Origin of the sequence: Agaribacterium haliotis (genome assembly GCF_002312815.1) — a bacterium.
Lineage (GTDB): Bacteria > Pseudomonadota > Gammaproteobacteria > Pseudomonadales > Cellvibrionaceae > Agaribacterium > Agaribacterium haliotis.
On record NZ_NKQJ01000010.1, the window covers coordinates 166,402 to 189,927 of the forward strand.

12 protein-coding genes are annotated in these 23,526 nt (G+C 51.6%); 3 read left to right on the plus strand and 9 right to left on the minus strand.

The features are described 5' to 3' along the window. Positions 1-7: 7 nt before the first annotated feature. Genes CFK45_RS12995 through CFK45_RS13005 form a run of 3 tightly spaced genes read right to left on the minus strand, consistent with a single transcriptional unit; the run spans position 8 to position 14,065 of the window. Positions 8-1,327 carry an HlyD family type I secretion periplasmic adaptor subunit gene (locus CFK45_RS12995; protein ID WP_096086873.1) on the minus strand — a complete coding sequence of 440 codons (1,320 nt, stop codon included), beginning with the start codon at positions 1,325-1,327 and terminating at the stop codon, positions 8-10. Continuing rightward, positions 1,317-3,659, minus strand: a complete 2,343-nt coding sequence (locus tag CFK45_RS13000) for a type I secretion system permease/ATPase (RefSeq protein WP_204378478.1) — start codon at positions 3,657-3,659, stop codon at positions 1,317-1,319. Before CFK45_RS13000 ends, CFK45_RS12995 begins: the two co-directional genes overlap by 11 nt. 11 nt (positions 3,660-3,670) lie before the next feature. Continuing rightward, the gene (locus tag CFK45_RS13005; protein WP_096086874.1) at positions 3,671-14,065 is read right to left on the minus strand and encodes a type I secretion C-terminal target domain-containing protein; all 10,395 of its coding nucleotides are present in this window, start codon (positions 14,063-14,065) and stop codon (positions 3,671-3,673) included. Between the two features lie 782 nt (positions 14,066-14,847). Here CFK45_RS13005 and CFK45_RS13010 point away from each other — a divergent pair. Further along, positions 14,848-15,366 (plus strand): SixA phosphatase family protein, encoded by a 519-nt coding sequence (locus tag CFK45_RS13010; RefSeq protein WP_096086875.1) that lies wholly within the window; start codon positions 14,848-14,850, stop codon positions 15,364-15,366. A gap of 86 nt (positions 15,367-15,452) precedes the next feature. After that, a complete protein-coding gene (locus tag CFK45_RS13015; protein ID WP_096086876.1) occupies positions 15,453-16,031 on the plus strand; it encodes an outer membrane beta-barrel protein in 579 nt (192 codons plus the stop codon). A gap of 86 nt (positions 16,032-16,117) precedes the next feature. Here CFK45_RS13015 and arsH read toward each other — a convergent pair whose 3' ends face one another. The 6 genes from arsH to CFK45_RS13045 form a co-directional block, all read right to left on the minus strand. Further along, positions 16,118-16,828 (minus strand): arsenical resistance protein ArsH, encoded by a 711-nt coding sequence (arsH, locus tag CFK45_RS13020; protein ID WP_096086877.1) that lies wholly within the window; start codon positions 16,826-16,828, stop codon positions 16,118-16,120. A 1-nt stretch (position 16,829) separates the two neighbouring features. Beyond that, on the minus strand, positions 16,830-17,846 hold the full coding sequence (gene arsB / locus CFK45_RS13025; RefSeq protein ID WP_096086878.1) for an ACR3 family arsenite efflux transporter: 1,017 nt from the start codon (positions 17,844-17,846) through the stop codon (positions 16,830-16,832). Positions 17,847-17,848: 2 nt separating this feature from the next. Beyond that, positions 17,849-18,322, minus strand: a complete 474-nt coding sequence (locus CFK45_RS13030) for an arsenate reductase ArsC (RefSeq protein WP_096086879.1) — start codon at positions 18,320-18,322, stop codon at positions 17,849-17,851. Between the two features lies 1 nt (position 18,323). Then, on the minus strand, positions 18,324-18,674 hold the full coding sequence (locus CFK45_RS13035; RefSeq protein WP_275655697.1) for a metalloregulator ArsR/SmtB family transcription factor: 351 nt from the start codon (positions 18,672-18,674) through the stop codon (positions 18,324-18,326). Positions 18,675-18,817: 143 nt separating this feature from the next. Further along, the gene (locus tag CFK45_RS13040; protein ID WP_096086881.1) at positions 18,818-19,729 is read right to left on the minus strand and encodes a PhzF family phenazine biosynthesis protein; all 912 of its coding nucleotides are present in this window, start codon (positions 19,727-19,729) and stop codon (positions 18,818-18,820) included. A 60-nt stretch (positions 19,730-19,789) separates the two neighbouring features. Beyond that, positions 19,790-21,148 (minus strand): response regulator, encoded by a 1,359-nt coding sequence (locus tag CFK45_RS13045; protein WP_096086882.1) that lies wholly within the window; start codon positions 21,146-21,148, stop codon positions 19,790-19,792. Between the two features lie 318 nt (positions 21,149-21,466). On the opposite strand from CFK45_RS13045, the gene CFK45_RS13050 reads away from it, so the two are divergent. Then, positions 21,467-23,506: a M3 family metallopeptidase gene (locus CFK45_RS13050; protein WP_096086883.1), complete on the plus strand. Its 2,040-nt coding sequence runs from the start codon at positions 21,467-21,469 to the stop codon at positions 23,504-23,506. Positions 23,507-23,526 lie beyond the last annotated feature (20 nt).

The following is a 23,526-nucleotide window of genomic DNA, read 5'->3' on the forward strand; positions in this document are numbered from 1 at the left end:
GTCATAATCAGGGTTCTCGCATCGCACCGGCGCGGGCGCGCAGCAGGGGTTTCATCCAGTAACTCAATACACTTTTGCGGCCGCTAACAATGTCGACAGCCGCCTGCATACCCGGAATGATCGGTTGTCCATTTAAGGAGCTGGCACTGGTTTCTATATGCGCGCGGTAATAAGTCAGGTCTTGTTTTTCATCGCGCAGGGCATCAGCGCTGACATAGGTCACCGTGCCACTTAAGCCACCGTAGATAACAAAATCGTAAGCGCTGAATTTAACCACGGCTTTAAGCCCCGGCTTAACAAAAGCAATATCGGCCGGCGCAATACGGGTTTCGACAATTAGTTTGTCGTCGAGCGGTACAATTTCCATAATGGCTTCACCAGGGCCAATCACGCCGCCGCGGCTTCTGACGGCAATATCTTTTACTTTGCCGTCGACTGGGCTGCGAACTTTACTGCGGCTGAGTTGATCGGCCAGGGCCGTGCGCATTTCACTTAAGCGCGCAAGTTCCGCATCGAGTTCAGCGAGTTCTATCTGCGCGCGCGTGCGAAATTCCAGCGCCGTGCTCAGCCGCTCACTGATCGCCTGATCGCGCGCAGCGGCGAGTTTTTCAGCTTCGAGCTGCACACCTTCAAGTTGACCGCGCATGCTGGTTAATTCACGCTCGAGTTTTAACAGTTCAATTTCCGCAACTGCGCCGCTGGCAACTGCCGCCTGCATCAGCTGTTTTTCCTGTTCAAGCGAATGCAAATTTGCGGCAATGGTCTGCGCTTCACTTTGTTTTTCATTGACGGCGCCAAGCTGTTGATAAATTCGCTGAGCCGCCTGCTGTAACTGCGCCTGTAATTGTTGCAGGCGCTCGTGATAGCTCGCTTGAGAGTTTGCCTCGGCGTGGGCAGATGCCTCGGTATCTTCAAGCTGCCTGAGTGACACCACAATTGCGCTCTGCCACGGCAGAGCGCTGTCGACTGCAACGCTGTCTAATTCCGCCTGCAAGCGACTGCGCCGTGCCAGCAGAGCACTGCGCTGCTGTTCGCTCTCCTGAAAATTTGCACGAAAACGCGTATCGTCCAACTCTAAAAGCACCTGCCCCTGCTCGACCAATTCACCTTCGTGAACCAGCAGTTGTTTTAAAATACCCCCCTCTAAGCTCTGGATTTTTTGTACCGCCGTGAGCGGAACAATTTTTCCATCACCCACCACAACTTCATCAAGCTCGGCCCAGGCCGCCCATAAAATCAAGCTCAAACTCAAGCCGGCAACCAGATACACCACTTGCCGTGCGCGATAGGCTTCTTGAATATTTTTCCAGTGCTGCTTAGTTGTCATTGCAGCCTTCCTCTAAGTGCTGCTGCGCACTTACCACTTCGGCTACGCTGCCCGCGCTTTCTTTTTTTACACTGTGTATTTGTGAATACTTTGGTCGCAAGCTGTTTATTTGAGAGTTATTTTGTTGGTTTTCTTGAGCATTAAATTGTTCTTCGGGTTTTACCGCAGCTTTTACCTCAGGTTTTCCAACAGGCTTAACCGCAACCGATCGCACGCGCTGTTGTTGTTTTAATAACTGCGCTACCGGCCCGTCGGCAACGATGTGGCCGCGCTCTAGCACAATTGCGCGATCGCACAACTCCAGCACTTCGCGATTGTGGCTGGCAACAAGCAAAGACTGGTTGCGCGGCAGTTTTTGCAGACAGGAAATAACCTGTTGCTGCATTTTTTCATCCATAGCACTGGTCGGTTCATCGAGCAATAACAATGGCGCTTCGCGCAATAAAGCTCTGGCCAAAACAACACTTTGACGCTGACCACCGCTTAAATTTCGGCCGAGCTCACCGACACAGGTGTCTAAGCCCTGCGGCAACTGATCAACAAAACGATTGAGGCCGCTTTGATACAAAACATGTTTTAACAGCTGCGCATCAACTTGCTCTTGGCCCCAAACAATATTGTCGAGCACTGAGCCGTATTTAAGTGCCGGCTGCTGAGCGAGAAACGCACTTTGCTTGCGCAGTTCGGCCAGTGGCCACTGGCGCAGATCAATACCGTCAAATAAAACCTGGCCGCGCTCAACTTGATACTGGCCGGCCAACAGCGACAGCAAACTCGATTTACCCGATCCAGCGGCGCCAATCAGTGCAATGCGTTCACCGCGCGCAACACTAAAATTAATTGTTTGCAGAACACAGATTTCGCTATTGGGGTAAGAGAAGTCGACATTTTTTAAACTGACATTGCCATTGAACTGGCGGTTTTGCATAGCCTGTTTGGCGCTGCCCTCTTGCGGCAAATGCATTACTTGCTCAACAGAATTAATGGCCGTTGTCGTTTGCTGGTATTTAAGCAGCAACATCGACAGCTGATTAATACTTGCCGCCGCGCGGCCGCTTAACATGACTATGGCAATTAAACCGCCCATGCTTAACAGGCCATCGCCAATGCGATAGACCCCCCAAATAATGAGCCCGACGGTAACAAATTGCTGACAACTTAGGATGCTATGGCTGAGCTTTTGACTCTGCTGGCGCGCGGCTGTATTCCAGTCGTTCAATGCGGCGACCGTTTGCTGCCAGCGATTTAAAGCCTGGGCTTCGGCATTTAATTGTTTGCTCTCGGGCAATAGTTGCAGTTGTTCTATCAGCAGGCTTTGCCTTTGCGTTGACAATTGTGAAGCCTGCTCAATGCTCGCCTGCAGCTGAGGCCTTAATAAAAAACTTGCAGTAATAATTAACAGCATGGCCAACAGTGGCACCAAGACCATAGGCCCGCCGAGCCAGGCTATTACAACTAAAAACAGCAAGCTAAAAGGCAAGTCAACAAAGCAGGCAACCGTGGCGGAAGTTAAAAATTCGCGCACGCTGTCGAACTCTTGAATTTGTTTGGCAAAAGCCGCTGCCGATTTAGGCCGGTTTGCCAGGCGCATGCCGAGCGTGCTGGCCATAAGCTTGCTTGATATATTCAGCTCTATGCTGCGCCCGGCCATATCGGCAAGGCGGCTGCGCGCTTGTTTTAACAGCCAGTCAAAACTCAGCGCGATTGCCGCAGCCAGCGCCAGTACCCACAGGGTGTGCAGTGCCTGGTTCGGCACCACCCTGTCGTAAACATTCATGGTAAACAGCGGCACTATCAAGGCAATAAAATTAATACACAGCGAGGCAAGCAAAAAATCCCGGTACCAGGGTTTTACTTCGGCAATGGCATTGATTAACCAGTGGCGCTCTTTGCTCTGCACTAAGTCGCGGCTGCGCGCATCGCTTAATTGTTCCGGGGCCAGCAAAAAAAGGCGGCCATCTAGCTCATCAAGAGATATAAAACTGTGCAGCTCTTCACCCGCTAACAGTTGTTCACCGTCGTCAAACTCGGGGCGGCAGATTTCAAACTGCTCGGCTTTGAACTTAAGTAAAATTAAAGGCCGGCCTGCAGTATCGATGGCCACGGCTGGCAGCGGTGGCCTGGCACCGACACCGCCCGCACCGAGCTTGGCCACACAAACATCAAAACCCGCGTTTTCGGCCGCGCTTGGCAGCTGCGCTTCACTCAAACAGCCGCGCTGCAGCGGTAAAGCCTGCAACAGTTGCGCCGGGTGCCTGGGCATATCGTAGTGCCGGCAAAACCAATACAGGCAGGCTAACCAGGCATCGTGTTGATTTATGCTTGTGCTCACTTGCTTATCCTTTAGCTTGTTATCAGCACTTGATCGTCTATTAGCTTTTGAAAAATAGCGGCATCGTCGAGTCCGTCCGTGTTGCCGCCATAAAGATCGTCGACCGTTTGTGAGCTAATTAAAATTTGTTGCACGGCGCCGCCGCCAAGGTTAATCACAAGTGTCGAATCGCTGCCGTTGTCACTGAGATCGACATAGCTATCGAGCTCGGAGCCGCTTGAGCTGTCGACCGAGCTGAGTAAATCACTAAGGTCAATATGGTCTTCGCCGACACTAAAGTCGCTAATCTGATCGGCCGCCGGTGAGCCGGCCGCACCGGCTCCGGCCGCTTCGAAAACAAAAAAGTCTTCGCCGGCAGCGCCGCTGACTACGTCGTCACCTGCACCGCCAACTATGCGATCGCGAAGGCCGCTGCCGCTTAGTGTCGAATCGCCGCCGCTGCCAACTTCAATTTCCATGCTCGCGGTTGTGCCGCTAACAGTTTTGCCATCGAGGGTCGACTGAGGCGTTAATACAAGCGAAAAATTATCACCGGCCTTAAGGCCGACAATTTGTACATCGGCGACTTTGTCTTCGGCTAACAGCCAGTTGGCGCCGCTGCGTGTCGCACCAATAAAGCTGATGTGTTCGGGCGCGCCCTCAATCAGCAGGCTGGCTTTTTCACCGGGCGCGGGGTTCTGCGCGCTTAAGCTCAAGCCGAGCGGCTGGGTGCTATTGGCATCGGCGTCGCTGTATAAATTGTCGTAACTGAGCGTTAGCAGCGGGGCATCGGGTTCGGCGTTAAGGTGTATAACTAAATCCTGAGTCACAGCGTCACTGCGATCACTTTCGCGCTTGCCGTCAACCACGGCAGTATCGAGCGCAACAACACCGACACTTAAATGCAAGTCGCCAAAGGCAGTGGCACCACTGATCAGCTCAAAACTATCTATCGTTGCGCTGGCACTATCGAGCGAGGCGATTAAATCGCCGCTGATGGGGTTGCGAATAAAGCTCGCTTGTTTGTCGCCAATTTTTATGCCGGTCAGGCCGTCGAGCGCGCTGGCATCCGAGGCCGCCGCATCAATGTGCACCTGTAGTTTCAGGCTTTCATTGGCATTGACGGTCTCGGTGGTGCTGGCCTTAATCGCGATATTAATAACATCGCCTTCGTTGGCATTGAGCTCGCTTAAGTCGTTGGCCATCTGTGGCTGATCGGCAACCGGGTCGATATACACCATAAACGGCGCATCGCTACTTAAGGATTCGCCCGTCGCCGTTTCAACCGTAATTGCTTCAAGGCTCAGCGGCAGATCGCCGCTGAAATCAAGCGGCGGCCGCAATACCAGGTTGTCGAGCTGAGAGGCAAGCACACTGAAGGCGCTAGTTGGCTGGCCCTGAAAACTTCCGCCATCGGCACCGTTGTTTGGCAGCTGTTGCAGCGAAGCGCCGCTGTTCCAAAAAATCACCGCATCTTTGGGCACGCCTTTAATTTGCAAGCTCATTACTTCCGAGCCATCGACATCAAAAAGTTCAGCACTTAGCCCCGTTAGGCTGATATCGCTGTCTTCGGCGCCGCGCACATCTGCACTGTTGACAATGGCGTGATCGGTAACCGGCTGAATATCAAACACCAGCGCTGTATCAAACCAGTCGCTAACGACATTGTCTTGCCCGGTCGCCGGCAGCGGCACCGTAGCATCCTGCACTTGTAAACTGATCGGTAAACTCAAGTTACCGCTGTAATTTAGCGGCGGTGTGTAACTGAGGCTGCTTAATTTAGACGTGTCGTTGAGCACGTAGTTGCCCATGCCATCGGCAACTAATACGCCTTCTGGATCATTGAGCTGGCCGCCGTCGGCCGGCAAACTAAAGCGCAGTGCAATGACACTTTCTACGCCCTCGTTGGGCTGGGTGTTGACGTCACCCACCAGAGCACTCAGATCAAAATCAAAAACCACAGCTTCGTCTTCAAGGCTGGAGCCCACGGTCGGCGCTGAAGCCGTGTCGACGATAGGGCCTATTTCAAACTGCAGTGTTTGTATATCGGTGCGGGTATCTCCGCTCGGGTCGGTTGCAATCACCGTCATCGGCATCTGCATCACTCCGGCAAAATCCTGCTCAAGGCCATCGAAGTGCAAGTGGTTGATGCTGGCGTCGGTGAATACAAACGCAATAACATGTTTGCCGCTGGCATCGTACTGCGCACGCACATCGGGCCCGGAGATCCAGCCGCCGCGCGGCATATCTGCGGTATCGATGCGAAAGCTGATATTGTCATTGCTATCGTCGGTAATTTTGCCGTCGAGGTGGCCGGTGCTGGTAAAAAACTCATCTTCGCGGCCGTCGATCACCGAAGTCTGCACATCGTACAGCTCCCCGGCGCCGTCGCTGTCACCGGGCTGGTCAAAGCGAATCTTAATTGCGGCGTTGCGCATCTCGGCGTCGTAACCATTGCTGCGATCGCGATCGCCGTCGTCGATGACCCGGGCGCTGACTTTAATCAGGTCATAACCCAGCGCCGAGCTGGTGCTGTGATCACTGCTGATCGTCGCGCCCTGTAAAAGCTGCACGCCCGCTTCGGCAACGGTATCGCTGCTAAAACCAGTTGCCGGAATCAACCAGTTGCCGCGCCCGTCGTGAATGGCGCCATTGGGGTGCGTCACCGACCAGCCGTCGGCCTCGGGCATCGTCAGCTGGATGTAGTCGAGTATCTCCGAGCCGTCGAGGTCAGAGTCCCAGAACCCGGCGCTGTTATCGAGCGCGATGGGCGAGCCGTCGCTGCTAACCAGCACGTCATCGCCGCCGTCGATAATGGTGTCTATCTCTACCTGGGCATCGACATGCACCTTGAGCTGGCCATCTATATCGCGGCTCTGTTCAACACCGGTTTCAGATCTGTCGACAATGGTCCAGGTAACTGGCAACACAAACTCGCCGGCGGCATCCTGAGGCGGCAGCCAGGTCACGCGGTTACTGCTCAGCAGCTCGGCCATGCTCGGGCTGGTCGCATCGAGTAAATCGCTGAGCCTCGTCTGGCCCGCTGGCAGGGCTTTACCATCGAGCTGCAAGCTGCCCGCGTTTGCGGGGATCACAACATCGGCGACGGTTTCCGAGCCGTCGACATCACCGAGCTCGGGGCTGAAGTTCAACACCACAGGCTGGTCTTCGATACCCTGACTCTGGGTTGTTAAATTGCCATCGCTGTCGATAACCGGGTTAACAACAATATGCAGATTGACATCAAAACTTGCCGAGTCGCCGTCCGGCTCGGTATTAATCTGCTCCAGGCGAATATTGAGTTCACCACTGAAATCTTGTGGCGGTTTTAAACTCAAATTAGCCAGCTCACTGGCCTGAACCTGATAAATAGCATTGTTGCCATCAAAGCCCGGAATAAAACCAACGATGGCTAGCTTTGCCGGCTTGCCGTCGCCATCGACAAGCTCAACCCCTTCGGGCAGGCCGGCAATTAATAAATTAATATGCTCGGAGCCATCCTCGTCTTCGGTGCCGACATCAAAGTTGAGTTTAATTTCTCCGTCTTCGTCAAAGGGCTGTACCGCGCTGATGGTTTTACTGCCGTCGTCGTAGCTCCAAAGGCCATCGGGCCCAGGCCCGTAATCGGGCTCATCGACAACGCCTTTTAGATCAACATGTAAATTCTTGGCGGCCGATAGCGCATCGCCGTGACCGGGTTCCGGCGCCACCCCGCCCTGAGTGCTTTCATGGGCAACGGCTTGCACTGAGATATTAAAATCGCCACTGACCGAACTGATATCTTCGAGTGGGCGCAAAACAATATTGCCCGCCTGCAAATCGTCGTCCCAAAAACTAAATACAAGCCCGGCGCTGCTGACGACGGCCCCGTTCAAACCGACAACAGACCAGCCATCGGGCACTGTTAACTCAAAACCCAGGCGCTCTGAACCATCGCTGTCACCGAGCTTGCCGCTGACAAGGGTTTTTAGGTTGATATCTACATCTTCAAGACTGCGTTTATTTGGCGTTACCACCAGCGAGGGCTGATCTGCAACCGGGGCAATCTGTACGGTTACGGTGCGCGATGACTCGGCGCTGTCTTTGTTGTCTTGCTCGGTTGCCACCGCGGCAATAACAAAATTAAAACTGCCGGCGACGTTGGCTTTACCGGCAACGTGCAGCTGCGCAAGCTGCTCAACACTCAAATGCTCGCCGACTTTTACCACGTGTGGGCCGCGCTTAAGCTCGAGGCCACTGTCTATGCTGTCGATGCGATAGTTGAGTTTTTCAGAACCATCCGTATCAAATAACGAGGCGCTTAGTTGTACGGCGCTGCCGCCATCATCTTCGTCGAGAGTATAAATAAACTGCGAGCTGTCATCCCACAGCGGCTCATCGGCAACCGAAGTAATTTTAATGCCGTGTTTTCCGTGAATGGTTTTATCGCCTACATCACTGCTGACCGTCGCGCGAATATCCAGTTGCGGGCTGCTGGTCGCCTGGCTTTGATTTAGGGCCGGGTGATAAAGCAAAGTGCCGTTCGGGCCCACCGAACCAGGGTCGGTACCCGAGACCACATTTATTAATTGATCTTGAGTTAAAAAAGCATTGCCGTCACCATCGATTGCAAGTGCGACACCGTTGAGCGTTAAACTGCCACCTGCAAGCTTGGCAGTGTCAAACACAACTTTGGTTACGGTTTCATTTTGATCGGCATCGCCGGGATTAATAACCAGCGCGCTAATATCGAGCGGCTGGTCTTCAGCACTAAGCAGTGGTGGAAAAATAATGTTGCCGCTGGCATCTTTAACATTGACAGTAAAAACATTGCCATTTTCAATATCACCGTCGTTATCGGTGACTTGATAATCGATAATATCGGTGTGTACGTCGCTTAAGTTAAATGCATCGCGGCTGACCAGTTTATAACTGCCGTCGGCGCTGACCGTCAGGGTTGCATATTCCTGATCGGCATCGTCTTTTAATTCAATAACAAATTTGCCGTCTGCATTGGCGCTGTAGTTTTTCCCGCCGTAGCTCATTTGGGTAATTGAGCCGCCGTCGGCACCTGCGCTGTTATCCGGCATTAAGCTGCCACTGACAGTTTTACCTTCAACCAAATCCTGGACAATATTCTGCGCAACCGGAATGTCATCGCTAACAGCAACGGTAAAGGTTGCGGTGGTGCTGTCGTTATCGGCGTCGAGCACAGCAACTGAAAAATCGATATTTTTTATATTGCGGCCAGCGCCTGGATCGTGATCGATCGCCTGTGAAAACTGAACCTGGTAATTGCCATTATCTAAATCAAAACGCAAACGCAGAACTTCGTTACCGGAGCTGGTGCTCGCAATCCACCAACTATCGGCGTCGGCAGCGCCGGCCATGCTCACCGCTTCGCCGCCACTGGTAATAGAGCTGAGCAAGCTCGGCGTTGCACTGACCTTATCATCACTGCTGCCGCTGCTGCGGGCAATGCCTTTGTCACTGTCGAAGTCCGCCGTCTGCAGGGTCAGCTCGTCTACGGCGAGGTTGTCGTCGCTGATAATATTGGGGTCGCGACCGTCGACAATATTTAGCTCTACCTGTTGCGTTGTTTTTGTGCCATCTGAATCTGTGACCGCAACCGGCAATTTAACACTCAGCACCTGGGTGGTGTTTGTTCTATCGTTATCGACCGTACTGTGCAGCAGCAGGCTGATTTCAACATCACTGTTAGCACCGGGTTCAATATCAATTTCTGCCGGCAGTGTTACCGTAAATACCGCTACGCCACGGCCGTCGATGGCATCGAGACTGCCATCTAAGTTGTCTCGCCAGTGCAGTGCTTCGCCGTTGCGAGTCACCGCATTGCCCGCTGCATCGACAACCGCATCACCGCTTGTTAGCTGATAACCGATATCGACCAATTTATCCTGACTCGCGGTCAGTGCGATATTGGCACTGGCTTTATTGTCCAGATTTACACCGAGCTGAGGTGGAAGTTCCGTGACCGTTAAGCTGGCGGTGCCAACGTTTGCGGCATCACCATCGATCATCGTTACTGAAATATTATTCCTTGCTTGATCGCCGTCGCTATCAAATACCAACACCGGCAGAAAAATCTCAAGATCGCCATCATTGACGCCATTTTCTAATTCATCAATGGCCTGAAACATCTGCGCCTGATAAATTAAATTACTGTCGCTATCTCTGCTGGGCAGAGCCAACAAGGTAATTTTCAGTACTTCGTTGCTTTGATCATTGGCATCGGCATCGTTCGGCAAATAATACGTTAAGACTTTTCCATCGGCGCTTAAATAACTTAGTAGCGCTGTGCCACCGCTGCTCAGCTGCGGCGCTGCGCTTGCTTCAAACTGCCAATCTTCGATGTAGTCACTGCCAACCTTAAGCTCGACAGTGCCATTGCTGGAAACCGGTAAAGCCGGATTGCCGGCGACCAGTAAATCTTCATCCAGCGATGCGCCGCTTAACAGGCTTAATTGTGGCAGGTCGCCATCGTTAAAAAGAAGTTGAATAGACGCATCATTGCTTGGCGTGGCGTTGTCGACATCAAACGCAACGATCGAAGCTTCAAGCAATAAACTGTCACTGCTGTTGTGATCGAGCGGGCGCCTGACATCAAGCACCATGGTTAAATCCAGGTCGCGGCCATTGGCCGCCTGCAGCGCAGATAAACTCGCGATAAAAACCACAGCCGAGCCACCTGCAGTTTGAGCTGTCAGTGTATCTGCGTCGGCATTTAAACTAAAAACAACGGCTTCGCCGTCACTGCTCAAGGCTAAAGCGTTAAGTTTATTTATTAATTGATTATCGCTGTTATCAAAACGCACCGAGCTTGGCTCGAGCACATCGCTGCCGGCTAAGACACTGACAACACGATTGCTCATATGACCTTGATCGACATGCACTTCGCGATAAAGCACATGCTCATCGTCGATATGACCGCCGTCGCCATCTTTAATTCTAATACTCAGCTGCGCGCTGTCGACATCGCCATCCGGGTCGCGAGCAAAATACTCTATCTGCACTAGCGGATCAGAAACACTGTTGTCGAGATCTTCATTGGCCTGAAAAAACCACGAACCGTCGTAGTTAACCGTGAGATCACCTTCGGCAAAGCTGTGCTGCGCGGGGCTTGTTGCACTGACATTAATAATAGAGCTGCCAACTTGGATGGCGGTCAGCGTCAATGGCCCCTCGAGCGAGCTATCGTTAAAAAACACATTGCCGCTGTGACTCTCGGTTTCTTTAACGCTGGCGTGATCGTCGAGCAAAAAAGGCTGCACGTCTTTAATTGCTAGCACAACAGGTGCGCTAACCGTCTCGGAAGTGCCGTCGGCGTCGTGCTGGGTGGCGTCAATCCAGATTTGCGCCAACAGTGTCTCACTCAGCACATCCTGATCAACACCTTCAAACAAGGTGACTTTTAAACTTTCCTTATCTGGGTCGAGCACGGCTTCAAGCACTAAACTGTCACTGCCGTCAGCGCGCGTCATACGTAAACTCAAGCCGTCGCCGCTGAGCACATGCGTGGTTGCATAACCGTTGCTGGTAATGCCATCGAGCGCACTTTGGTCTGCGCTTAGACGAAATTCATCGGCGTGCAGGATATTTAACTTACTGGTTGCCGTTGCCAGAACTGGCGGGAAAATAATGCCCTGCTCAGAAATAGCTATGGGCTCGGGCATAACAATGCTCGGCGTGCTGTCGTCGGCAGTGTTGCCGGCCCTGTCCATAACTTCGGCAACGAGTTCCCAGCCCACGGCTCGATTAAGCGTGGTAACCGCAACAACGCCAACCGACCAGCTACCATCGGCCCGCACCAAACCGCTGAAGCTTTCGCTATTGCTGCCATCACTGAAGCTAAGTTTTACAACTTGATCGGCTTCGGCCGTGCTGGTACCGCTAATAACTGTTTCTTGCTGAAAAATTAAATCGCTGATATTGATCGCATCGGCATCGATATCTATCCAGACTTGAGTATCGATTGAGGCCTCAGTCGACGCAGTTGCCGGGTTGCCAGCTAAGTCACTCGCCTGCGCAGAAGCGTAAAGTTCGCCATCAATAAAACCCGCCGCTTGCAGATCAAGCGCGTCACTTTGCCAGGCGCCGTCGATAACTTCTGCATTGAAGTTGAGTTCATTGGCCGGGTTCGCACTGTCCCAGACTTTTACTTGAACGACTTGGCCGTTTTCAATACCGTTGACCCGGCCACTTAAACTCACCGCACTGAGCTCATCGGCGCTGTAGTGCTGATCGCCATCAAAGACAATGCTCAGTTCGGCGAGGGTATCTTTTGTGATATTAAGCTGATCTTCAGCGTGGTTGCCGGCTTTGTCGTCGCCGCTGACATCAATAATAAGCTCACCATCGGCCAAGCTATCCAGGCTCTCGGCAAAACGCCAACTTAAGTCGTCTTGCACGATGACCGTGCCGCTGACTTTATTGCCCTCGCTATCGCTGATTGTCACCGCAAGCTGCTGCCCGGATTCAATATCCACTACTCGCCCCAAAACACTAAAAGCTTGAACTTCAGCGGCGTTAATAACCGGGCCTTCAGGCACCGAAGTGATATCAATTTCTGCCAGCGGATCGTATTTAATTGTGGCTATGGCGCTGGCTTTATTTCCGGGTTTATCTTCAGCCCGAGCAATCAGCTGCAACTGCCCCGGAGCAAAATTACTGAGATCGAGGCCGTGCACTGACCAGCTGTTATCGTTAATACTGGCGGCATTATTAAAATCGACCGAGGCGCCACTTTGGTCACTAAAACTCAAACTGACTTGCTCACCGCTGTCTATATCCAGCGATGTGCCGCTCAGTAAAACAGCTTTTGCTTCTTCGGCATTTAGTACCCCGTCATTATCGTCAAACTGCACGCTCAGCTCTGCGGTTTGATCGAGCTGCTGATCAATCGCAGCTTGAGCACTTTGCCCTTGCAAGTTGCTGCTGCGCGCCTCGATATGTAACGGCCCGTCGGCAAGCGAGCTTAAGTCTGGCCCAGTAACTTGCCAGCGGTTGTTGTTAACCGTTGTATGAATTTCAACACTTAAGCCATTAAGGTCTGTCACCACCAGCGTTAACGGTTGACCGTTTTCAATATTCAAGCTGGTACCGCTAAAAAGCGGTGCGGGGCTTTCGTACTGATTGTAAATACCGTCGTTGTCGTGAGCCTCGATGCTTAACTGCGGCGCCTGCAACAAATTAGTGCTGTTACTAATGCTTGCAGGGTTGCCAGCTTGATCGATGGTCGATGCGCTAAAATGCAAAACACCGTCGGCCAGTGAGCTTATATCTGCGTTTAATTGCCAGCGACCATCTGCATCGACGCTGCTGCTAAAACTCAGCTTTTTGCCGTCGACATCTTCAACCACAAGCGCAACTTCAGCGCCAGCTTCAACGTAATTAAAATGGCCGCTAAATGGCGCAGACAGTGCTTCACTGTGCTCAATTAATTGATCGTCACCAGTATCGACAGCAACCAGATCACCGTCGGCCAGGGTGTCTATGGTTGAGTCGTCCTGGGCGCTGATGCGATTGCCGTAGGGGTCGCTAATACTGGCCTCAACAATAACCGGGCCCTCGGCCAGCGAGCTTAAATCAATGTCTTCGAGCCGATAGCTGCCGTCATCAAGCAGCGCTGTGCTAAACAATAACTGTTGGCCCTGGCTATCGGTAAACAGCAACTCAACCGTTCGCTGTTGACCAGCTTTGTGGGTAGTACCGACAACCGTCACAACGGGAATTTCAAAGCGGTTAATCCAGCCGTCACCACCATCGAGAATTTCCACCTCAATGCTCGCATCCGGATCTAACTTGCCAACTAGTTGGTGGTGCTCTTCGCTTTTATTGTGATCGATTGGCGGCGCCGGGCGCGTTTGATAGTGGGTTTTGGCAAGCATTTCATCGTTGTTGCGATGAATAGTTGAGAAAAACTGAGCTAAACCACCTTCGCTTTGGTAGGAACTATTTAACTGAGCAGTTTGCTGGCTTGAACGGTGGTGTGAGGGTGTAGGTGTTGCAGGTGATGTTTCGACTTCGGAAGTTTTAAGCTCGCTGTCTTTGCTTTCATCGTTGGCAAGTTGCTCGTACGCGGCAAGTTCGCGCTCGACAACGTTAAGTATTTCAAGCTCAACCTGTTTAAGCTCTGCGCTTGCTGCAAGTGCCTGACCGCTTTGATCAATAAAATTCAGGCTGGAGAAATCTTGCCACTGTGCAGCAATGGCTTGCAGTAAATCCCGCTGAGCGTCAGCGAGCATAAGCTCTGCGGAAACTGGCGGTTCTGAGCTTAGCTGCTCAACACTTAAATCGGCGTTAATACGCCACAGCCTGCCATCTACTCCGAGATAAAGCACCGAATCCATAGTCGTCCTTTCCATTTTGATGCGGCCGTATTGAAACAACCACAAGGCACCTAAAGTGCCGTCATCCTTTCTGGCCATCCATTCGCCAAGCTTGCGTTTTAACGCTTAACTTACCGACAGATAAACAGCAAAAACAAAACACAGCGCATGCATTGTAAAAAACAGCGCCACGAAGCGCTAGAGCAAAATCGAAGAATTCACCAATAAAAACACAAAAAAGTTTTAATAAGGCTTAGATATTTAGTTAGGGCCTGTTAACACTAATTAAATACGCTCTGCTGGAGCCTGAGTATTCGACCAGAAAGGCACTTTGAGCGCAGTTTAGCGAGCTAAATAAGCGATAAGTAACGCATCTGGGCGGATATTCAGGCCCAGCCCTTCGGGTTGTGCCCCTCATCCCGCTCTCTGTGTTGTTTGTCGCTTATTTGGAGCAACCAAACTGCGCTTCAAACGCCTTGATAGCAGAATGAGGGGCGCAACAGAGTGCATTTAATTAGTGTTAACAGGCCCTAGTGCGAACTAGCTCTTCATCTAATTCAACATAAGAATTAATAACGATAAAAAGCAGCTTGCGCTGATATGGCAGCGAGAATATAGCGCCGAGATAAAACGCGGATGTAAAACAATAACAGCGACAATAAATCGTAAATACAAGCCTTTAAATATCAGTGTCATGCAACAAAATAATCAACCATATAAAAGAATAAGGCGACACAAAAAGAATAAATCCGTCTTGATACCTATTTGCAGTGCTAATCGTTTACAGCGGAAATTCGGGCCCTGCGATCAATAAAAAGCAATAATCTATTGGCACAATCAGTGTGTGGCCATGCCTCTTTTTATTTTAAGGAACAAAACATATGCTTAAACTCACATTGTTGCGCCATGCGAAGTCAAGTTGGGCCATGCCGGCATTAAGCGACGTTGATCGGCCGCTAAAAAAACGCGGTTATGAGAATATTGATGCAATTAGTCAGCGTTTTATCAGCTCTGCTTTGCCCGGGCCGTCGCTCATTCTTAGCAGCCCGGCGGTACGCGCGCTGACAACAGCCCACCTGTTCAGCGATAAGCTTGGCTACCAGCGCAATGACATTTGCGTCGAACAAAGCTTGTACGAAAGCTCAGCAGCAGAGCTCTACCGCCTACTTACCAAACAGCACGATAAGTTTGACCACCTACTTGTTGTTGGCCACAACCCCTCGATCACTTACGCTGCCATTGAGCTGTGCCATCTCGACGTCAGCAATGTGCCAACCTGTGGGCTGGTGCATATGCAACTGCACATCGATAGCTGGAAACAACTGACACTTGGCTGTGGCGAACTGCGTTATTACGACTACCCCAAAAAAGCGTTAGCCAAGAACGCCACACAAGCTTGAGACCTTTCTAAAAGCACTAGCATCTAAGCCTTTAAAGCCGCAACAAGCTTGCTACAATAAAGGCTTGAATAATTAAAGGATGCGCCATGATACGCCCTCATTTAGTCACCTGTGCTGCGGTTACAGTATTTCTCTCTAGCGCGGTGCAGGCCGACGTTAAGCAACCAAGCTGGGACTTCTTCTCGATCAGCTACGACAATGTTTCGGCCAGTGATAGCGATTTCCGGCCTTCTGGCTTTGGCCTACTGGGCGCTTCGAGCATCGGACAAAAAGGGGTAATGTACGCGCGCTACCAGCGCAGCGATGACGAAGTCGCCGAGCAGAAACTCGAACTCGAGCAAATCCGCATTGCCGCCGGAGGCAGCTTCGACAACTGGGAAAAAACCGATATCTACGGCCTGGTTGGCTATAGCAGCCGGGAGCTCGAAGGTATTGAAGACAGGCGCGAGGACGGGCTAACGCTCAGCATTGGTGTGCGCTCTTTGCTTTTTGCCGAGCTTGAACTCGGCGCAACCGCCCACTATATCGACTACAGCGAGGGCGGCGAAAGCGAACTAGACCTGAGTGCACAGTATTATTTTAGCGATGGTTTTAGTGTCGGCCTGCTCTATCAGAGCGCCGACGACTACGATACAACATCGGCGCAGATCAGTATTCACTATTAAAGTCGCGAACTTTTTTCAACGCACAAAATAAAAGGCCGGCAATTGCACTAACGCAGTTGCCGGCCTTTGTTTTGGTACAGACAAATTTAATACGAGCGCTTATCAATGCGTTTGCGAAATTGCTCGGCACTTTCTTTGCGCTCGCTGTAGCGGTCGGTCAGATAGTCCATTTTACCGCGCAATAAATAAGTAAACTTAATTAACTCCTCACAGACATCGACAATGCGATCGTAATACGACGATGCTTTCATGCGGTCGTCATCGTCAAACTCCAGCCAGGCCTTGGCAACCGAGCTCTGGTTTGGAATGGTAAACATGCGCATCCAGCGCCCCAGCACTCGCATCTGGTTAACCGCGTTAAACGATTGCGAACCGCCGCAGACTTGCATCAATGCCAGGCACTTGCCCTGAGTTGGCCGAACGGCTTGCAGAGCCAGCGGTATCCAATCGATTTGACACTTCATTATGCCGGTCATCGAGCCGTGCCGCTCGGGGCTGCACCACACCATCGCTTCAGACCAGGTAACCAAGGCGCGCAGCTCCTGCACCTTGGCGTGTTCGGCTTCGGCGTCATCCGGCAGCGGCAAGCCGCTCGGATTAAAAGTTCGGCACTCGGCGCCGAGCGCCGTCAAAATACGCGCGGCTTCCTCGGCAACCAGGCGGCTGAACGAACGCTGCCTTAACGAGCCATATAACAGCAAGATTTTGGGTTTGCTGCTGAAATCAGGCAAGGCACTAAGTGCACTTTCATCAACAGCGTTAAAACTTTCTTTATCTAAATTCGGGATTTCGTTCATATCAATCAAACCAGTGTCGCGTGCGGTTGGCAAAAGCCACCAAGGTCAACATAACAGGCACCTCGACAAGTACACCAACAACCGTGGCCAGCGCCGCGCCGGAGTGTAAACCAAACAGAGAAATGGCCACTGCAACCGCCAGTTCAAAAAAGTTTGAAGTGCCAATCATGCACGCCGGAGCGGCAACATTGTGAGGTAATTTAAGCAGTTTTGCGCCGCCGTAAGCCAGCGCAAAAATACCGTAAGTCTGAATTAAAAGCGGGATGGCAATTAATACAATTGCCATCGGCTTGTCGATAATGGTCTGCGCTTGAAACGCAAATAACAAAATAACCGTAGCCAATAAACCACAAATAGAAATGGGCTTAATACCGGCAAGAAAAGCCTCGAGCTTGGCGTGATTGTCGGGCCTATCGAGCGCCCTGCGCGTTAAAACACCGGCGATCAGCGGCACCAGTACATACAACACGACTGCCAGCAGCAGTGTATCCCACGGTACCACAACATCACTGACGCCAAGCAAAAACGCCGCTATTGGAGCAAAGGCAAAAATCATAATCAGATCATTCACCGACACTTGCACCAAAGTGTAATTAGCATCGCCCTTAGTTAAGTGCGACCAGACAAAAACCATCGCCGTGCACGGCGCAACACCGAGCAGTATCATCCCGGCAATATATTCAGTTGCTGTTTGGGCGTCGACAAGATCGGCAAAAAATACCCGAAAAAATAACCAGCCGAGCGCTGCCATCGTAAACGGTTTAATCAGCCAGTTCACAGTTAAGGTCAGCAACAGACCCTTGGGCTTGCGACCGACATCTTTAATACTGGAAAAGTCGACCTGTACCATCATAGGGTAAATCATGACCCAGATAAAAATTGCCACCGGTATATTTACCTGGGCAATATTCATCGCTGCAATCGCCTGAAAAACATCGGGCACCAACAGACCGAGCACAACGCCTGCAGCTATGCACAGCGCCACCCAAAGACTTAACCACCGCTCAAACAAACCCATAATTATTTCAACTCCCCGATAGCTTGCAACTCGGCTTCCAGTTGTTTCTTGTCTCGGTTGTTTAGATCCAGTGCCAATAGAGCTTGCACACGCTTTTCTATCAGCGCGATCACCTTAAAAAAAGCCTCGGCAATTTCCTCTTCGCTGCCTTCAAGTTTGCTTGGATCTTCTAAACCCCAGTGCACTTTAATGCCCTCGGCAAACCACACAGGGCAGCTTTCATTTGCCGCACTGTCGCATACCGTCACCACGATTTCGGGTTTGACCTGTTCAAAATCATTCCAGCTCTGGCTGCTTAAACCCTCGGTGTTATAGGCTTTGGCTTCGAGATACTTAAGGCTAAGTGGGTGCACCTGGCCGACAGGCTGGCTGCCCGCGCTCCATGCTTGAATTTTGTCTCCGGCCAGCTGGCGACAAATTGCCTCACTGAGTATGCTTCGACAGCGGTTGTGGGTACAAATAAACAAGATATTCATGTTAATCCTCGCAACATTGGCGTTTGCGTACTGGGCGGTTGCCCATTTGCATTAGAGCTTGCCGCGCCTGCGCCATGTAGACACGGCTGTTTTCTCGGGTAGTGCTAATTAGGGATCTCTGCCACGCCGGCAGCTTTTTATTGAGGCGGTAAAAAACCCACTGACCTTCGCGCCGGTCCTGCAGCAGCGCCGACTCGCGCAGCTGCGCCAAATGGCGGCTGATCTTTGGCTGGCTTTCGTTGAGCGCCTGCATTAACTCGCAGACACAGAGCTCACCCTCAGCGTCGATCAGTAACAGGCAGCGCAGTCGGGTATCATCAGCGAGTTGTTTAAAAAAAAGGCTTGGGTTCACTAGAGCCGACATCCAGAGAAGTGATGCGGCATAATATATACGAAAATCCATATATGCAATTACACATATATGACAGAGAAAAACCAGAAGGTAAGCGGTAACCTTGCGAGCTCTACTTCAGCCCCACAGCTGCCCGGCAGCAGCTACATAGCCAAAATTTCACCGCGCGCGCAGACCAAGGCTGCGCCGGCGGTGCGCAGCTTAGTTAGAGACGAGCTGTCTTTATCAAATTCAAGATGAATAAAACTCTGGCGCGCCTCGCTGTCACCGCGAAGCACACTTAAGCTGTGCGTACCCGCTTTCACGTGCTCGTGAGCACACAAATACGCGGCAAATGCAGGCATCGCCTCACCGACGGCCGGGTCAGCGTGGGCCGCATCCCCTCGGCGCAATAAGCGACAGTGAAAATCAGCACCGCTACCTTCAGCACTAGGCGCGTGCAGTAAAATACGATCAACCAAAGAGCCCGGCAGACTGGAGGCCTCCCAGGCAGATGTTTGTAGATGTGCCTCGCGCAGCGCTTGGTGATCGACAACCGGAACAAGTAAATACGGTTTGCCGGAATTGACTATTAAACTCTGATAGCGCTGACTGCCGAGGGCTCGCTCATCGAGCCCGATGATTGCCGCCAGCTCAGCAAGCTCCGGTACAAACTGGTCGAGCTCGGCACTGACACTTTGTTTCCACAAAAAAGGGTGCTCTGAACTGCGGCCGTCGATATAGGCCTCAAAGCAGTCTTCGGTTGTCTCGATCTTTAGCGCCTGCAACTGTGCAGCTTCGTCACTGCGACGCAAATACTTAAGCGCGGCCAGGCCGGCAATAATGGTGTGACTGCCCGCGTGGCAGGGGCCAAATTCGTTGTAAAATTGAAAGCTGTAGTGGCCGTTGCTGGCATCAATACAATCGATAAATACCGTATCACCGGGAACAAGCTCTTCGGCCAGCGCCTTAAAGTACACAGGCGGAATATCACCGGCATTGGCAAACACAGCAACGGGTACACCGCCAAAGGCCACTTCACTAAACGCATCGATGATTAAATAGTTGCAAGTCATTGCACGCCTCCTGGCTGCTTTTCTCCCAGCGTACAACTGCAAACACCGCTGTTGTTATTATTAGTCCGGTATCAAAACCACTCGAATTCGGTTGTGTGGTTTAGCTTTGGCATTCCACTGCCCGGCTGTTGGCATAGTGCCGTCGTCCAGTTGTTCATCCACGCCACTCGAGCTCAAACTGAGGCGTATCAGATTATTCACCAGCGGCGGCGATGTCTGTTCAAGTTCAATATAGACATCATTAATGTAGTTGTCTGCAGCGTGATTAACTGCCAGCGAGCTCAGCATCGTACAGCTACTGCTCTGCATCTGCGCTTCGGCCAATTGCCAACTGCCGTCGTCGCTAGCGGCCAAACAGAAGTCGCCAAAATGAAGGTCGAGGGCAATTTCACCGCGAAAACCCGCGTTGGCTAAACGCAGAATCAACTCCTGAAGCTTAGCAGCTTGGGCGGGATTAAATGGCTGCTCGGCAAAAGCAAAAGAAAAATCGATGCTCAGCGCCCAGCTCATTGCATCCATTAAGTCGTCAAAACGCCCTTTGTGTAACTGCTGCAAGTTGCGGCTTTCTGCCACACTCTCGCCGATGATAATCAGCGCCTTTTGCGCATCGCGATATTGATTTAAAACCAATTCGTGCTGTTCTGTAATTTTGTCCAGCTCGCTTTTATCAGCGCTGAACTCATAGACCAAGTTGGCTATTAACAGTAACGATGCAATAACAAGTGCACAGATCAACAACCAGGGTTGGCGCGGCTGCTTAAGTTCATTTGCCGGCGTAAATTCAAAGCCCGCAGGCGCCTTGGCGGCGGGGCTTGCAGGCTCAGCTTTTTTATTAATTTCACTGCGCAAGTTGCGCACGATAAAACGCGAATTTTCCGATATCTGCTGGCGCACGTCGGCGATATGCAGCTCAAACAAGCGCGCGACCTGGGAGCGAATCTCTTCTAAAGTCGGGCCGGATGTAGCCGGGTTAACAGCGGCCTTAGTATCGGATGGTGCAGCTGCCGCCGGTGCTGGAGCCGCTTCTTTTTTCTGCGCGCTGGCGCCGAGCTTGGCGATTTTTAAATTCTGTAACAGGCGCTCAATATTGGCCGGTTTAATGATCTCTTTACTGAGAATATCGAGCGCACCCAGCGCCCGCGCCTGGCCCATATAGACATCGCCTTTTTCCGAGGTGTACATAACCACCGGAATCATGGCTGTTGTCGGGTTATTTTTGATAATTCGCAAAGCCTCTAAACCATCCATGCCTTCCATGTGGTGGTCGAGGAAAATCACATCGGGCTGATTGTAGCTAAGATAACCCAGTGCCTCTTCTGCACTGAAAGCAATATCTATCTTCAAATCATAGTTTTTCAACAGCGCCTTTAAGCGGGCCTGAGCTGTTTTACTATCGTCGACAATCAGAGCGCGTGGCATAAACTATTTCCGTAATCTTTTATTGTATACACCGGCCATGGGTGTAGCCTTTGCTCAAGGCAGCCTCCCTAAAGATAGTCGCCTCAAGCGCTTTTGTGAATCTACCACTATGCACGCCGAACTGCAGCTAAAGCGTTAACTGATGTGACCCAGATCCCATGCAAATGACGCAATACGCGACACAGCACTACTCTTGTTCCACATCACCGACAAATCAGCCGAAATACACCCCGGAACAAGAAAGCTGGCGCAGACCTAGCCTTTAGTGAGAGAAACTTGTAATACTGCAGCCCCAGCCACCATCTGCTTGAGGCCTTTATGCCCACCAATAGCCTGTTGCAAAGCTCCGCCTTGCCAAAATTTAACGACATTTCGGCCCAACACGTTGTGCCGGCAATAACAGAGCTGACCGAACAAAATAAAGCTGCGCTAGAGCAGCAATTGCAGCAGTTGTCAGAGATAAGCTGGGCGTCACTCGTCGCCCCCTTAGAAGAGCGCGAAGATCAACTGAGCAAGGCCTGGTCTCCGGTCAGCCATTTAAACTTAGTGTGCAACAGTGCCGAACTGCGCGAAGCGCACGAGCAAGCACTGGCCCTGCTCAGCCCGTACTACAGCGAAATGGGGCAGAACAAGAAATTGCTCCAAGCCTGGCAAGAGCTGTCGCAAAGCGATGAAGCAAAACACTTCAGTAAAGCTCAACAAAGCGCCACCGCTCACGCACTGCGCGATTTTCACCTCAGCGGCATCGATTTAGACAGCGATAAACAACAGCGATTTATTGAAATCCAAAGCAAGCTGTCGCAGCTTACCAGCCAATTTAGCAACAATGTACTCGACGCAACTCAGGGCTGGTTTTATCACTGCACAGATAAAAAGCAGTTACAGGGTTTACCCGAAAGCATTGTCAGCGGCGCCTTAAATGCGGCTCAAAAACACGAGCTCGACGGCTGGGTTTTAACTCTCGACGGCCCGGTTTATGTTGCCGTGATGACTTACGCCGATGCACGCGAATTGCGCCACAGTATTTATCAAGCCTACAACACTCGCGCCTCCGACCAGGGGCCCAAGGCCGGACAGTGGGACAACAATGCACTGATTCAAGAGATTTTGAGCCTTCGCCACGAACAAGCCGAGTTGCTCGATTTTAATAATTACGCCGAGCTTAGCCTGGCCACAAAAATGGCAGATAACCCCAGCCAGGTGTGCGAGTTTCTACACGCATTAGCACAAAAAGCCAAACCGGCAGCAGAAAAAGATCTCGCGGAACTGCGGGCTTGGGCCAAACAACAATACCAACAAGATGAGCTAGAAGCCTGGGACATCAGCTACTACAGCGAGAAACTGCGCCAGCAAAAATACGCGGTTAGCCAAGAAGAATTGCGCCAGTATTTCACTCTGCCTCGCGTGTTAGATGGTTTGTTTAATGTCGCCAATAAACTTTACGGCATTGAATGCATAGAGTGCAGCGACAAGGTTGAACTGTGGCACGCCGATGCTCGTTATTTTGAAATACACAAAAACGGCAAACAAATCGCAGCTTTTTATTTAGACCTATACGCCCGCGAAGGTAAACGCGGCGGAGCGTGGATGGATGTGTGCCGCAGCCGGCGGCGCGGCGCGGATGGTTTGCAGCTACCTGTTGCCTACCTGGTCTGCAATTTTAATCCCGCTCAAAATGATCAGCCCGCGCTGCTGATGCACAGCGATGTGACAACCCTGTTTCACGAATTTGGCCACGGCTTACACCATATGCTGACTCAAATAGACATTGCTGCGGTCAGTGGCATTGCCGGGGTGGAATGGGACGCAGTTGAACTGCCGAGCCAATTTTTGGAAAACTGGTGCTGGCAGGCTGAGGTGTTAAAAGAACTCAGTGCTCACGTCGATAGCGGTGAAGCCCTGCCCGATGACTTAATCAATAAAATGATCGCCGCCAAAAATTTTCAAAGTAGCTTGTTTCTGGTTCGTCAAATCGAGTTTGCTTTGTTTGATATGCAGTTACACCGAGACTTTGGCAGCAAAGATTTCAGCGGTGTACAGCAGAGCCTGGATAGTGTCAGAGAACAAGTAGCGGTTATCAAAGTACCGGCCTGGAACCGTTTCCAGTGCAGCTTTAGCCATATTTTTGCCGGCGGTTATGCCGCGGGTTATTACAGCTATTTGTGGGCTGAAGTGTTGAGCGCAGATGCCTTTGCAGCCTTTGAGGAAAGCTCGATTTTTGACGCCGAAACCGGTCGGCGTTTTTACGACTGCATATTAAGCCAGGGCGGTAGCGCCAGCGCGGCGGAGCTATTTAGAAACTTTAGAGGTCGCGATGCCAGCGTTGACGCCTTGCTGCGCCACAGCGGCATCAGTTAGGCTGCAGCGCAGCTAAGCCC

Excerpts from the sequence above, each read along its gene's own strand:
- CFK45_RS13040 (WP_096086881.1), bottom strand. The coding sequence starts at position 19,729 with ATGACTTGCAACTATTTAATCATCGATGCGTTTAGTGAAGTGGCCTTT.
- CFK45_RS13050 (WP_096086883.1), top strand. The coding sequence starts at position 21,467 with ATGCCCACCAATAGCCTGTTGCAAAGCTCCGCCTTGCCAAAATTTAAC.
- CFK45_RS12995 (WP_096086873.1), bottom strand. The coding sequence starts at position 1,327 with ATGACAACTAAGCAGCACTGGAAAAATATTCAAGAAGCCTATCGCGCA.
- CFK45_RS13005 (WP_096086874.1), bottom strand. The coding sequence starts at position 14,065 with ATGGCCAGAAAGGATGACGGCACTTTAGGTGCCTTGTGGTTGTTTCAA.
- arsH (WP_096086877.1), bottom strand. The coding sequence starts at position 16,828 with ATGAACGAAATCCCGAATTTAGATAAAGAAAGTTTTAACGCTGTTGAT.
- CFK45_RS13015 (WP_096086876.1), top strand. The coding sequence starts at position 15,453 with ATGATACGCCCTCATTTAGTCACCTGTGCTGCGGTTACAGTATTTCTC.
- arsB (WP_096086878.1), bottom strand. The coding sequence starts at position 17,846 with ATGGGTTTGTTTGAGCGGTGGTTAAGTCTTTGGGTGGCGCTGTGCATA.
- CFK45_RS13030 (WP_096086879.1), bottom strand. The coding sequence starts at position 18,322 with ATGAATATCTTGTTTATTTGTACCCACAACCGCTGTCGAAGCATACTC.
- CFK45_RS13010 (WP_096086875.1), top strand. The coding sequence starts at position 14,848 with ATGCTTAAACTCACATTGTTGCGCCATGCGAAGTCAAGTTGGGCCATG.
- CFK45_RS13045 (WP_096086882.1), bottom strand. The coding sequence starts at position 21,148 with ATGCCACGCGCTCTGATTGTCGACGATAGTAAAACAGCTCAGGCCCGC.